Source organism: Ferdinandcohnia sp. SAFN-114 (assembly GCF_059415045.1).
In genome coordinates this window covers 1-12,346 of the sequence record NZ_JBPFDQ010000120.1, presented here as the reverse complement: position 1 = coordinate 12,346, position 12,346 = coordinate 1, and the positions used below count along the sequence as shown (strand labels likewise).

The window sequence follows — 12,346 nt, the reverse complement described above, 5'->3', positions numbered from 1 at the left end:
TGTCACAATACTTATCTCAAGTATTGCCATTTTGGAGGTGTTTTATATTGTCTCACTATTTTAGGTTAGTCCAAACATCAAACTGGTGGCAAGGTTTTTATCCACATGAAAAGCAGGAGCGTTCAAATTAATTAATGTTTGCATGATTCCTTTTTTTGTTTCATCCTTCATTACTGGTAAATCTATTAGTTTTAAAGGATTCTTGTTTCGAAGTGCCACCTGAATACGAATTAATTCCTTCACAATGTCCTTTTTTCCCGGGTTGCTTTTTATTTTCCAATCGTACAGTTGTAATCCTTTTATTCCAGCATCAACTGCATCGTTTACCCTATGTAAATGTGTATATAAAGTAATTTTAAAGTTATATAAATTTAACTTCTCTTCTTTGGAATGTGCCTTTGCCAAAACCTCATCAAAGGCTGACTCTGCTTCTGAAAAATGACTATTTAAATAGGCTGTTTCTCCAAATCCTTTTGTAATTTGATAGGTTAATGCATAGTTTTCTTGCCATGAATCCGTATCCAAAAGTTCTCTGGCTACAAAAAAGTATTGATAGGCTGACTGAAAGGCAGCAGACTTTTTTGCTTCCTCGCCCGCTAAAGCATTGAGGGAAGCAAGTTCCTTTCTTTCCTTGTCGTTTAAGAAAACAGTACTGGTATTCAAATGGGATACAGCCTCGAATAAAACTTTACTATCTGAGTAGATAGACTTATCGTTTTTTAAATAATTTCCTATTTTTAAATGAATTTCTAGTTTTTCATCTTCAGTAAGCATGTAGTACATAGCCTGCTGAACCTTATCGTGAATGAACAGGAATTGTTCTACGTCTCGATCCTTCTTCCCGGCATATGAAGGAATTAGAAAACCCTCATTAACTGCCTGCCACAAATCAATTATCAAAGACGTAGTAGCCTTCTTCTCAGAATGGAGTAACGCATTCAATTTATTTGCATCGATTTCCTGTCCGAGGCAGGAGGCTGTTTTAAGTATTGTTTGGAGCCTTTGAGGTAGCTTTTTAATTCGTTTAACAAGGTAACTAATAATGTCTTCGCTAATTGTTAAATCCTTTATTAATTCAAAATAATTGGTTTTTATAGTGCCGGACTGTGACACTATTTTTTCCCTTTGGACACTGTGGAAAAGTTGTGTGATATAAAAGGGATTCCCCAACGTAATTTTATAAAACATCGAGGAAAGTTCTTCTCCATTCTGATCATCTACTTTGTATTGTTCACATACCCATTGTTTTATTTGTTCCTCTTGAAGAAGCTTAAGTGTTAAGGATGAATGAACTTTATTTGAATCATGCATTCTTTTAACGGCTGCACTTGCAACCTTATTTTGCGCTAAATCTGGATCATCCCTAAAAGCAAGGATAGTAAATAAGTTTCGAGTGCTAACTTTAGAAACTAAATATTCAATCATTTCTATCGAAGCTGCATCAGCCCATTGGATATCATCTATAAATAATACAAGAGGGCTTTCTTCCGTAATTAGATTGAGTAATTTATGAAATGCCATTAGTAAGCGGCTGCGGCTTTCCATGGATGGAAGAACTTCCAACTTTGCTTGCTTTCCAATAATCCATTCTATTTCAGGCAACACGGTAGATAGAATGCTAGAATCATTGCCATGCCTATCCAAAATTTTTTGGTTCCAAAGTGAAATATTTGTTTCTCCTTTAGAAATAATGAAGCGCACCCAGGTTTTCAAAGCTTGTGTAAAAGGAGCGTATGGAATATTTTTGGGCAGCTGATCAAACTTTCCTTCTAAAAACAGGACCTTCTTTCCCATAGACCTATTTTTCAAATGACGAACAAGTGCCGTCTTTCCACTTCCAGATTGGCCTGATATAAAAACAGTTTGCTGGTGACCGTTTAAAGTATGTTGCAACATCTGATCCAATAAAGTAGACTCTTGCTCTCTTCCGTAAACCTCATCTAGCTTTAAAAAGTTTTCGGCATTATCCATTAACCCTAGCGGAAAATCATCAATCCATTCATTTTTTTCATATTCCTCACAGCAATGCTTAAGATCTCTTTTTAAGGAGGCTGCCGATTGGTAGCGATCATCCGGTGACTTTTCTAGTAGCTTTAGGATAATGGAAGAGAGCATGCTAGGGATTTCAGTATTAATATCTGTAGGCGATTCAGGAACTTTGGTAAAATGAGAATGAATCAATTCTAAGGGGTCATTGGAACTAAAGGGCAATTGGTTCGTTAACATCTCGTAAAAAATAATCCCTAAAGTATAAAGGTTAGAACGGGAATCCACTTCTCTGTTCATTCTTCCTGATACTTCCGGAGCCATGTAGGAAAGTGGTTCGTCGGGGAGTTCTTTAGTTTGTAATGAATTTACCTGGGTGATGGAATGAAATAAACCAAGAAGTAGTAGTCTTCGATTTCTTAAATCAATCATTAAATTGTGTGGGTTTATCTGAATTTGTAAAGTACCTTCAGCATGAATGTTTTCTAGTATTTCACATAGTTGAATGGTCAAAACGAAAAAATCCTTAATAGAAATAGATTGGGAGTTTATTAGCTCTTTATAAGGAATCCCAGCAAATGCTTTATAAACTGGCATTACATGATTACCACTTTGAACAAATCGGATAGGCTTAATAAAATTGGGATCATTCATAGTAGCGATTAATTCGCAAGCTGTCTGTAATTGTTCCATATTTGCTATATTCGAGCTTCCTACTACCTTTTGGATAATGATTTCCTCGTTTTCTTCAATGGAAGTACCTTTGAAATATTCAGCAAATGAATCTGAACTTATTTTATTTATATTTTTATATCCTATTATTTTAAGCATTTAAGTCACTACCTTACATAATGAATGGATTTCAAATGGGTTCCCTTCAGTAGTCTCCTATTACGGACTTTTCGTTTACATAGTGGCATTATGTAATATTGAAAATTTTAAGAAAACTTTAAGAAAAGTTTAGGAAAACTTATATAAAAGTTATACTAGAGTGTCTACTATTGTATTAGAATATTGAAATTAAGAAGGTGGTTCAAAATGAAACAAGCTTCGACTAATTCTATTCACCATTCTTTTAATGATACTTTAAAGGAAATGGAATTGGATTTAGAATGGTTAGCCCTAATCTATGAAGCAAAAGAAATGGGTATTTCATTAAATGAAATTAGGGAGTTTTTGTTAAACCCTAATATGATCATTCAGAAGGGACCATAAATTTATATCCAATTCCTCGTACTGTTTGAATAAATATGGGTTTTGCAGGATTCGGCTCAATCTTTTTCCTTAGGTTGCTGACATGAACCATTACAGTTCTACTATCTCCAAGGCTGTCTTCACCCCATATTAACTGAAATAAATGTTCGACACTGTAAACCCTATTTACGTTTTTAGCTAAAACACACAATAATTGAAATTCTTTAGCAGGTAAAGCTATCACTTTATCATCTTTTTTAACGACACAACTATCTATATCAATAATTAAACCGGGGAAATACAAAATTGGATTCTCCCGTTTTTTTTGCTCATTATTACTCTCATAGCTAATTTCTTTGACTCTTCTTAACTGTGCTTTTATTTTTGCCACTAATACTCTTGGACTAAAGGGCTTTGTAATATAATCATCGCCGCCAATCCGTAAGCCAAGGATTTTATCAATATCATCTTCTTTCGCACTCAAAAATAAAATTGGAACATTCGTCTTTTTACGTATGACCTGACAGGTTTCAAATCCGTCTAGTCCCGGCATCATAACATCAAGTAAAATTAAATCTATTTTATATTCTTCAGCAAGAGAAATAGCACTTTCTCCACTTTCCGCCAATAATACCTTAAATTTTTCTTTTGTTAAAAATAGATATAGGACTTCCTGAATATCCTTATCATCATCGACAACTAGAATCAAATCCTCCTTCATAAAATCCCCCCTACGGATGGCCTCGTTACTTTCCTTTTTAAAAATTTATACAAACTTACATATAAAGGCTATGCTAAACTTGAAAACGTTAAAGATGTTTCTAACTTATCTAGCTTTTCTGATTTAAAATAACCATAGGTGAATAAGGATTAGAGGTAGCTAAGTTAGCCCAAAAGCCTATTTATCCAACGGATTTAATTACTTGATATCACTCTAAATTGTTTATTGGCGTTTCTTTTAAATAGCGTTCTGTACTCCTGCTGTGAATGGTAAATCTATTGGAAATTTCTATAATTATACTACATCATTCTGTGAATTTAGACAATTTATTATAATTTTTTTCAGGGGTTAATCCACATAATTTGAGGCACACTCATGAATTACTTCTTGCGGGTGCCGTTGTTTCCCTTTGCATAGATTATGGATCAGCTTGGTCAAACTGATATCCGATTACATAAGATCATTCGCATCATCAATTATTATCTTTGCTAGTAGAACTTTTACCAAAAGAGGGTCGTCTGTCTTATCAATCCACTGCCATACTCATAATACTAATGGAAAATAGATCAGAACCCAATTTAAAGCTGACATTTCCCCGTGTCCTATCGGTCCTACTTTTACTATGGGCTATTTGCCTTATAAATTGGAGAAGATAGAAAGTAATATTAGAAATATGACAAAATTAGGAGCATATAATTTCTCATGACATACCACCATAAATTAGGTTACGGGTGCAATAATTTGTTAATAATATATTTTGCTTCCTCAAAGTCTTTTTTCTTAACTGAAACCACATATTGTTTTTCATAATTGTGGTTCATTCCTGCACTTCCAAAGTTGCCTCTTGTAGTCCCTCGGCCTACCATTTTCCCGGAGCTGTTGATAACGCTATAAGTACACTTAATACCATTGCTTGCTAATATATCTCTCACCTTTGATAATTCTTCCATCGAATAGCCTATATAAACATCCTCTTTATTAAACATGGCAATCCCCCTTCCGAACCTTTGGTAGAGTTCTAAATGTCTAACGTTTTAACGAGAAAATAGTAGTAACCTAGTATTAAAGATATGCAAAGATTTCTTAATAGTATCTTTAACTGGTTGAAATTCAAAAATCCATCCGTTAGATTTTTAAACCGGATAACACCACAAAAAGGGTAGATACAGCGATAGTCTTGATTCCGATTTTTTAAAAAAGACCGTAGCTAATAGCTAACAGTCTTAAAATACGATTGTTTTATTGCTTCTTATTTTTTACTAAATAAATAGATGGCTGTCCATAAAAACCATACACCTAATATAAAAAACGAGGGTGTACTAACCCTCTTCCCAATCTTGTACTGTTAGCCAAGTGCTGGAGCCAGCACTTGTAGCATGTTGCTTGCGACATTGATTAGTATAGCTGCCGTTACCGTTGAAAAACCTCTTAGTGCATTACTTTCTGTTGTTTTCATGCCAACCACCTCCAGAGTAATTGCTAAAACTATTACAATTGCAATCATCAAGCCGTACGGAATTGAACCGACGACACTGGACACTAGGCTAACAGTACAAAATATTAATAATTTATATAATTATATCATATAATATATCCAATTTATGTCTTACATACAAAGTTTTGGATATTTTATTGATTGTTTAATATTTTTCTGTGCCAAGATGCAATCAACCTAATTTTCTTTTTTGTTCTTCATTATCTCTTTTTATCCTTTTCCTTTTCACTTGATAAGAATGCTACTTTTATTTTTTGAAGCTCTTTATCCGTTTCAGCATATAGTTCATATGTAACAACGTCTTTTGGTTTAAAAGAATATGTGTAATTACTGAATTGGAAATCCTTATCTCTAATTACCATTAGTTCTAGATGTTCTGAATCAAACCCAAAAAGGGTGAAAAATCAAAAGGTAATTTTTAGACCAAATAAAAAAAGACTGTAGCTTATAGCTAACAGTCTAATCAAAACTATTTTTTACCGCTCATTCTTTTTTACTAAATAAATAGATGGCCTGCACTAAAAACAAAAGTCCTAATATTAACGGTAATAAAATCAAAACCCAATTTAATGCTGACATTTCCCCGTTTCCTATCGGTCCTACTTGTCTATTGGGCTATTTGCCTTATAAATTGAGAAGATAGAAAGTAATGTTAGAAGATAGAGACAATTAGGATTATATATTTTCTCATGACACACCACCATATTTTTAATCCCCAGTAACTAAACAGTATGAGAGATTTTCAAAATAGTAACCCTGATTATTCTTCTGAGTTAAATAATCCATTGTTTTCATTATCAAAAATAGTAATGTTTTCATATAGTATTTCTGTCTCAACTTTCTCTTTATTATAAGGAATTATATAGTGAGACTGGCCATTCAATTTTTCCTCCTGAGAATATCCATCTTCCCAATCAATAATAACATGATCAGCAGCTTGTATTATCCGCTCATCATTTATAGATATCGTAACGAAAGGCAAACCGGTGGCTACCCCACCTATAATTACAGGTGTTTCACTTTTTCCAAATTCAAAAACCTGAGAGGTAATTTCCCCCTTCTTATTACTAGAGCCATAGTAGTAGCCTTGAATACCATTATTTTTCTTGAACATCATAACGGTCATAATTCCCTCAATGTCTTTAGTCGCTGTTATATCAAAACTGTATTTTTGAATTACTTCTTCTTTTTGTTTATCAGTTAAAGAACTATATTTTTCGTTTGAGGTATATGTACAAGCAGAAAGAATAAAAACTGAAAGAATAATAGATAATAATTTCCTAATCGCAGCCATCCTCCTTTAATAATGAATATAGTTACATGATACTTCCTCAATATTTATGCGTAAAGCTTAAATGATTATATTAATTAAAATAGGAAGAATTTCACAATTCTTCCCATTCGTTTTATTATTTTTCTAGTTTAAGACCCATTGAAGACAACTTTTGAGTTTACTCTAGGTCTATAGATATAACTTCCTTTATATACGTCTGGCGCTGCATTTATAGTAACTGTTGGAAATGATGTTCTACTAGTAACTTCCGCCCAGTGGGTTTTATGTTTAACAATATATGTTCCAGTTATTGGTGAAGATGTCCAAGAAACCTTATTACTAAATCTTACTAAAGAAGGTGAATAAGATATTCCCATTTCGAGACCACTAAATGTATAATCATAGCTGCTAATAATCTTATCTGGCAGCCCAGATCCAACATACAATACTTCCATATTCCCATCATTTACGCGCATTAAATTAGCTGTAATAGGTCTTAAATATGCATATTCACTGTATCCGCTTGTTGACCATGTAACATATCCTAAACTGTCTCTATTTTCTATATTTCTATACCAGCGTACTCTATCCCATTCTGCTTGTGGTGTAATAACATTAGATTGATCGCCAAGTGAATCTGAATCACTTTCTGTAGTCAAAAGCATGTCAATATGTTCTGCTACTTCCCTTTTATTCTTTACGTCATGAGGTACTACGTAAAATTCTTCACCATTTGAATCAACCCATGTTTCTAATTTGACTGTTTCATCCTTAACTGTTATCACTTTTGAATCCTTAACTTCGTAATCATCTTCTGCTGCGGACACAAAACTAGGGACTAAACATACCGACAACAAAACTGTTAAAGCTACAAGATACTTTTTAATTTTCATTTCTAAGACCTCCATTTTTTATTTATATCAAATACTTTTGATACCGAAATTATGTTCCTATTCTAATAATCTTATTAGACAAATAAACATTGAGTTTTTCAAAGTTAGGAATAGTTATACCTAATTCGTTGCTAGTTTTTATAAATAAATAAGTAGTTAGAATGTCTGAGTGTTCTCCTTGTTGGCCATATATTGGGAAAGAACCATCTGCTAATTGAACAGATATCATGTAGGTTTCAAACTTCGCATCTAAACCTGTTAAGTTAATGTCAAATGCTTTACTTATATCTATTAAAGTATTAAATTCTTGGATATTCTTCACTTCACGGACTAATAAATTTTCAAAAAAATATTCGGTTAAATCTTTATATTCTTGTTCTGCGCTAATATTTAGTTCGTTATTATTTTCACTAATGTTTTTAATCATTACTAAATAATCACCTAAAGATATAAAATCTTTGTCTTCTTGATTTGCAAGTTCTGTACATAGATTTTTCAACCACTTCTTTGTTTCGATTGCATTTGGTATTGGTTCTCCATATGATATGTATATCTCAATGGCCATTTTTGTTGCTAGCAAGTAATTCGAATGTTCAAGCCCTAAACCTTCTGTAGTTGAGGAACGATAAAATCCTTTGTCACTTGAGAGTGATTCTAAGTAATATAAAATTTGGTCCTTATATTCTAAGTCCTTGCCCATCAGCTTAATTGTTTCAGTATATAACCACACATCATATAAACTCAGTCTTAAATTTTTTTCATTTATTATTTTCGAAAAATCCGTATTAGCAAGACTCTCTTCTATCTTAATTACTTCCCCATTGGACAATGTTTTTAATATCGTTTTAGAGTTAATTGAATAGTATGTTTCATATAAATCTATTTGATCAACCCGTTTTTCTTTTTCGCTTTCTATATCTTTTGAACTTATATTCTCAATTGTACTTATAGATATGTGGTCGTTTTTATCGAAAAGGAAAACAAGAAATATAGAGATGATTGTCACAAATAATATTACTAATAAGATTCTTTTTTTAATAGAGTTCAATAAATCTGACCTCCTATGTTTTATTAATTGAATAAATACCCTATTTAGACATACATTCCAACTTGATCAAACGGAAAATTTCGTTTTTAATTACGTAATATGGACGAAGGTACTAAGAAAATAGTTCCCTATTATTTGTAAAATATTGAAAAAAGGTTGCTTTTAACTTTAATAAATTGGAAGTATGATAATATAAAAGTAAAATATACCCATTTTCCCATTGTTTTTTACGAATATATAGTAAGGAAGGTATGGTTGCATGTTTAAAAAGCTTTTCGGCAAGAGGAAACCTTCAGAAGATGAATACCGCCTAATTTATGATTTATTTTATGATCGTGTTTACCACGATGCTTACTTTATTACGAGGGATAAACATTTGGCTCAGGATGTTGTTCAAGATACTTTTGTTAAAGCATTTAGAGATCTAGATAATTTAAGAGATAGATCAAAAATGGGTGCTTGGTTATCTACGATTGCATCCAGGACAGCTATTGACTTAATTCGCAAACAAAAAGTATGGAACGGAATCCCTACAGAAGACGTCTATTTGGAAAAGGATAAAAATAATCATTCAAATCCCGTTGAGATTGAAGTTGAAATAAAACTTATGATAAAAGAAGTAGGTGAAGTTCTTTCTGAGATTAGTATAGAGCATAGAGAGATCCTGCTATTGAAATACATTCATGAATTAAAGGATAAAGAAATAGCGGTGTTGCTTAATCTTAAAGAAGGAACTGTGAAATCTAGAATATTTCGTGCTAAAAAAGAGTTGAGAGATATTTTAATTGGTAAAAATTTTACCCAGCATATGGATGGTGAAGTATTATGAAAAACCACGATTCTCTTAAGCCTGATGAAATTAAAGATACAATGAAATCTGAATATAGTAATGCGCCTTTTCCCCCTTCTTCCAAGGAGGAAACATGGTTAATAATTCAACAGGAATTAACAGAAAATAAAAAGAAAAAAGCGGTTTATAAACCAGGCATATTTGCTGCGTCCATATTATTAGTATTTATTTTTGGAACCTTAACATTTGAGAATAGACAAGGAAATGCCTTCGGTTGGTTAACTAAATATTTCCAAAGCGTTAAAGGTACTATAACCCAAATAGAGGATTCAATTAGTACTGGCGAGTCAAATAATCTACCACTCCCTTCTGCTGATTCTTTACATGAAATAGGTACTTTAACTAAAGAAGAGATAATGAGTTTACCTAAAGCACAACAAGTAGCCGAATTCCACATATTACTCCCAACCTTTTTGCCTGAAGGCTACGAACTTTTAGATGTCACAGTGGTTTACGGAAATAGTGAAACTAGTAATGATATTATTTTAAATTACAGTAACCAACTGACGATCCAACAAATCGCAGGAGCTGAGGACATAGGTAATACATTAATAATTGATAATGAAGATACTAACGTCGAAACTATTTCGATTAATGGAGAAAAAGCCTCTTTATTAACATTTAAGGATAATACAAGCAGACTAATCTTTAATCAAGCTAAGACCAAAATAATAATTAACGGGAGTCTACCTGGAGATGAGTTAATATCGATAGGAGAATCAATGAAATAATAAAAGCTAACTTTAATAGTCTACTAGAACTATTGAAGTTAGCTTTTTTTATAATAGTTTTCTATATTAAAAGTAATAAATAGAGCTTGAAACACTAGTAAATGTTTCTGTTCTACTACCCATTGTTACCTTATGCACTCCTCTGGTTCGATAATAATATCCCTTTGGGGCAATATATTCTACGAAATTATACAAAGAATTGGTATTATACTTTACAAATTCTTTGCCGCTACTATAATCTACCCATCTAGATTTTGAAGAGTCCCACACTTGCAAATACAATGTTGTTGTAATTTTATCAGCATTTGTATAACTATCGGTATTTCCAGAAATTTTAAGTGAACTCCCGTTGTTATAAATAGACACCTGTGCTGATTTAATATAATCTGTTGCTTGTATGCTTATTTCTCCTTCTGTACCATCTTTAAGAACTAATGGTTCACTACTAGGTGGTGCCTTTTCCATATGGGCAATATTTGGAGGGTTAGTTTCCATATCTAGAACCCCTTCTCCGGCATGTACTCTATCAAAATTCAATAGAGAGACAATAGAAAAAACAAAAATTAATGTTAACAAATACAACAATTTTTTCATAGTTCTATTTACTCCTTTATATAGTAATATACTTTAGTCGTTTAAAAGTCTAAAAGCGTTCCATAGAACTATGAATTTTTTATTATAAAATCTTATTTAAAAGAACACCCACAAATTATCCCTAATTTTAGCAAACCCCGCCCGTAGATCCGAGGTAAACAAAATACAACTTTGAATCTTCTATCTTACCTAATCACGATTAGTCCACTTTGCCCAAAGTTCACGAAACACCATATTATGCATAATCATGACGACATATTTAAAATTATCCGTTAAATTACTATTTAACGCGATAAAACAAATAATTAAAAAAGAGGGTACAATACCCTCTTCACAATCTTGGCCCAGTCCTGGAGCCACCACTTGTAGCATGTTGCTTGCGATATTGATTAATATAGCTGTAATTACCATTGAAAAACCATTTAGTGTATTATTGTTTCTGTTATTTCCATGCTAACCATCTCCAGAGTAATTGCCAGTAAAACCATTACATTACAACCAACAAGCCATACGGAATCGAACCGACAACACTGGACACTAGGCTAACAATACAAAATACTTTGATATTTAGTACATTACCAGTTTTCTCGAAACCAAACTTTGAATAAAACATAGTCAATTTAGCTTCACGTTCTGCCTTCTCCAACAAACCATCCTCTTCTAAGGGATGTGGTTTTAATTTTATAAGCAACAAAAACAAAGAGAAAGAAGTTAACGTATCTTAACAGCTTGGGATAACAGTTAAACAATTCTCGCCCTAGAACAAATCTGGTATATTTTCTTATTTTACAGAAAATATTATTTTTTTGAAACTTTTTTTGCGCTTTAATCGTAAATTTAGATAACAGGATTACTTTTGGAGGTGGAAGTATATGAAAAATATAACTTATGGATATGAAAACAGGATTATATATCTGGTAATTGGAATATGTTTCGCTATATTTTCGCCTTTATCTCTTCTATTTGTTCCACAGACTGTTGCAGAAATTGTGCATTATAAACCTGAGATATGGCATATCTTTGTACCTAAAAGTGCCCTTTATTTATACGGAGTAGGTTATCTACTATTGGTTTTATCTATGCTGATTCTGTTTTTATTGTACAATAGGAAAGTCTCTATTACATTAGGTGTTCTTTGTATTATTCTAAGTGTTGCTCCATTTTTTGTAGCTTCTCAAGCAAATACTTCATTTTCTAATAATTCTATCTCGCACACTCCCCTTTTCAATCTCCAAAGCCACACTTATAAATGGGATGAAATAGAAAAAATCAATTATTATAAAAATGAAGAAGCAGGAGTAAAAAATGAATATGAGATATTTTTCAGAGATGGATATATCCTAAAACTACCCGAAAATGGATATTTCAATGCTATTAAACTCTACTTTTATGCTAAATTGGACGAGATCAATTTAGAGGTAACAGAAATTGAATTAAATTAACCTTACATAAACGAAAAAAGGCAGCGGTTTAAACCGTTGCCTTTTTTTAAAAGATAAGAAAGTATAAAAATTTGGGTCTACCACAGTCATTTAAGCTGTGGTATTTTCATTTTATGGAG

15 protein-coding genes are annotated in these 12,346 nt (G+C 32.4%); 4 read left to right on the top strand and 11 right to left on the bottom strand.

All coding sequences use genetic code 11. The annotated features are described in order from the left end of the window. Window positions 1-60 precede the first annotated feature (60 nt). Entirely contained in the window at window positions 61-2,817 is a 2,757-nt protein-coding gene (locus ACR65M_RS24605) for an ATP-binding protein (protein ID WP_440274668.1), read from the bottom strand. A 207-nt stretch (window positions 2,818-3,024) separates the two neighbouring features. Here ACR65M_RS24605 and ACR65M_RS24600 point away from each other — a divergent pair, with 207 nt between their 5' ends. Next, complete coding sequence (locus tag ACR65M_RS24600) at window positions 3,025-3,201, top strand: anti-repressor SinI family protein (RefSeq protein ID WP_440274667.1); 177 nt, start codon at window positions 3,025-3,027, stop codon at window positions 3,199-3,201. Here the strand turns inward: ACR65M_RS24600 and ACR65M_RS24595 are convergent. The 7 genes from ACR65M_RS24595 to ACR65M_RS24565 all read right to left on the bottom strand — a co-directional run bounded on the left by ACR65M_RS24595 (window position 3,182) and on the right by ACR65M_RS24565 (window position 8,610). Beyond that, entirely contained in the window at window positions 3,182-3,901 is a 720-nt protein-coding gene (locus ACR65M_RS24595; protein WP_440274666.1) for a response regulator, read from the bottom strand. The two genes, ACR65M_RS24600 and ACR65M_RS24595, sit on opposite strands and share 20 nt — an antisense overlap. A gap of 725 nt (window positions 3,902-4,626) precedes the next feature. Beyond that, on the bottom strand, window positions 4,627-4,887 hold the full coding sequence (locus ACR65M_RS24590; protein ID WP_440274665.1) for a hypothetical protein: 261 nt from the start codon (window positions 4,885-4,887) through the stop codon (window positions 4,627-4,629). Window positions 4,888-5,246: 359 nt separating this feature from the next. Further along, window positions 5,247-5,441, bottom strand: a complete 195-nt coding sequence (locus ACR65M_RS24585; protein WP_440274664.1) for a hypothetical protein — start codon at window positions 5,439-5,441, stop codon at window positions 5,247-5,249. Window positions 5,442-5,596: 155 nt separating this feature from the next. Continuing rightward, the gene (locus ACR65M_RS24580) at window positions 5,597-5,758 is read right to left on the bottom strand and encodes a hypothetical protein (protein WP_440274663.1); all 162 of its coding nucleotides are present in this window, start codon (window positions 5,756-5,758) and stop codon (window positions 5,597-5,599) included. 398 nt (window positions 5,759-6,156) lie between these two features. Continuing rightward, window positions 6,157-6,690, bottom strand: coding sequence for a hypothetical protein (locus ACR65M_RS24575; protein ID WP_440274662.1), 534 nt, complete (start codon window positions 6,688-6,690; stop codon window positions 6,157-6,159). 128 nt (window positions 6,691-6,818) lie between these two features. Next, window positions 6,819-7,523, bottom strand: a complete 705-nt coding sequence (locus ACR65M_RS24570; protein WP_440274661.1) for a hypothetical protein — start codon at window positions 7,521-7,523, stop codon at window positions 6,819-6,821. An 88-nt stretch (window positions 7,524-7,611) separates the two neighbouring features. Continuing rightward, window positions 7,612-8,610: a hypothetical protein gene (locus ACR65M_RS24565; RefSeq protein WP_440274660.1), complete on the bottom strand. Its 999-nt coding sequence runs from the start codon at window positions 8,608-8,610 to the stop codon at window positions 7,612-7,614. Between the two features lie 259 nt (window positions 8,611-8,869). Here ACR65M_RS24565 and ACR65M_RS24560 point away from each other — a divergent pair, with 259 nt between their 5' ends. Both ACR65M_RS24560 and ACR65M_RS24555 read left to right on the top strand, forming a co-directional pair. After that, complete coding sequence (locus tag ACR65M_RS24560; RefSeq protein ID WP_440274659.1) at window positions 8,870-9,439, top strand: RNA polymerase sigma factor; 570 nt, start codon at window positions 8,870-8,872, stop codon at window positions 9,437-9,439. Continuing rightward, entirely contained in the window at window positions 9,436-10,191 is a 756-nt protein-coding gene (locus ACR65M_RS24555) for a DUF4367 domain-containing protein (RefSeq protein ID WP_440274658.1), read from the top strand. Before ACR65M_RS24560 ends, ACR65M_RS24555 begins: the two co-directional genes overlap by 4 nt. Window positions 10,192-10,257: 66 nt before the next feature. On the opposite strand, the gene ACR65M_RS24550 is transcribed toward ACR65M_RS24555, so the two are convergent. The 3 genes from ACR65M_RS24550 to ACR65M_RS24540 all read right to left on the bottom strand — a co-directional run bounded on the left by ACR65M_RS24550 (window position 10,258) and on the right by ACR65M_RS24540 (window position 11,431). Further along, on the bottom strand, window positions 10,258-10,785 hold the full coding sequence (locus ACR65M_RS24550; protein ID WP_440274657.1) for a hypothetical protein: 528 nt from the start codon (window positions 10,783-10,785) through the stop codon (window positions 10,258-10,260). Between the two features lie 189 nt (window positions 10,786-10,974). Next, window positions 10,975-11,196 carry a hypothetical protein gene (locus tag ACR65M_RS24545; RefSeq protein WP_440274656.1) on the bottom strand — a complete coding sequence of 74 codons (222 nt, stop codon included), beginning with the start codon at window positions 11,194-11,196 and terminating at the stop codon, window positions 10,975-10,977. Between the two features lie 76 nt (window positions 11,197-11,272). Further along, on the bottom strand, window positions 11,273-11,431 hold the full coding sequence (locus tag ACR65M_RS24540; RefSeq protein WP_440274655.1) for a hypothetical protein: 159 nt from the start codon (window positions 11,429-11,431) through the stop codon (window positions 11,273-11,275). Window positions 11,432-11,657: 226 nt separating this feature from the next. Between ACR65M_RS24540 and ACR65M_RS24535 the strand changes: the two genes are divergently transcribed. Continuing rightward, window positions 11,658-12,227: a hypothetical protein gene (locus tag ACR65M_RS24535; RefSeq protein WP_440274654.1), complete on the top strand. Its 570-nt coding sequence runs from the start codon at window positions 11,658-11,660 to the stop codon at window positions 12,225-12,227. The last annotated feature ends 119 nt before the right edge of the window (window positions 12,228-12,346 follow it).

What these genes read in the sequence shown, in the direction of transcription:
- ACR65M_RS24605 (WP_440274668.1), bottom strand. Translation starts at nt 2,817, where the DNA reads ATGCTTAAAATAATAGGATATAAAAATATAAATAAAATAAGTTCAGAT.
- ACR65M_RS24600 (WP_440274667.1), top strand. Translation starts at nt 3,025, where the DNA reads ATGAAACAAGCTTCGACTAATTCTATTCACCATTCTTTTAATGATACT.
- ACR65M_RS24595 (WP_440274666.1), bottom strand. Translation starts at nt 3,901, where the DNA reads ATGAAGGAGGATTTGATTCTAGTTGTCGATGATGATAAGGATATTCAG.
- ACR65M_RS24590 (WP_440274665.1), bottom strand. Translation starts at nt 4,887, where the DNA reads ATGTTTAATAAAGAGGATGTTTATATAGGCTATTCGATGGAAGAATTA.
- ACR65M_RS24580 (WP_440274663.1), bottom strand. Translation starts at nt 5,758, where the DNA reads ATGGTAATTAGAGATAAGGATTTCCAATTCAGTAATTACACATATTCT.
- ACR65M_RS24575 (WP_440274662.1), bottom strand. Translation starts at nt 6,690, where the DNA reads ATGGCTGCGATTAGGAAATTATTATCTATTATTCTTTCAGTTTTTATT.
- ACR65M_RS24560 (WP_440274659.1), top strand. Translation starts at nt 8,870, where the DNA reads ATGTTTAAAAAGCTTTTCGGCAAGAGGAAACCTTCAGAAGATGAATAC.
- ACR65M_RS24555 (WP_440274658.1), top strand. Translation starts at nt 9,436, where the DNA reads ATGAAAAACCACGATTCTCTTAAGCCTGATGAAATTAAAGATACAATG.
- ACR65M_RS24550 (WP_440274657.1), bottom strand. Translation starts at nt 10,785, where the DNA reads ATGAAAAAATTGTTGTATTTGTTAACATTAATTTTTGTTTTTTCTATT.
- ACR65M_RS24545 (WP_440274656.1), bottom strand. Translation starts at nt 11,196, where the DNA reads ATGGTAATTACAGCTATATTAATCAATATCGCAAGCAACATGCTACAA.
- ACR65M_RS24535 (WP_440274654.1), top strand. Translation starts at nt 11,658, where the DNA reads ATGAAAAATATAACTTATGGATATGAAAACAGGATTATATATCTGGTA.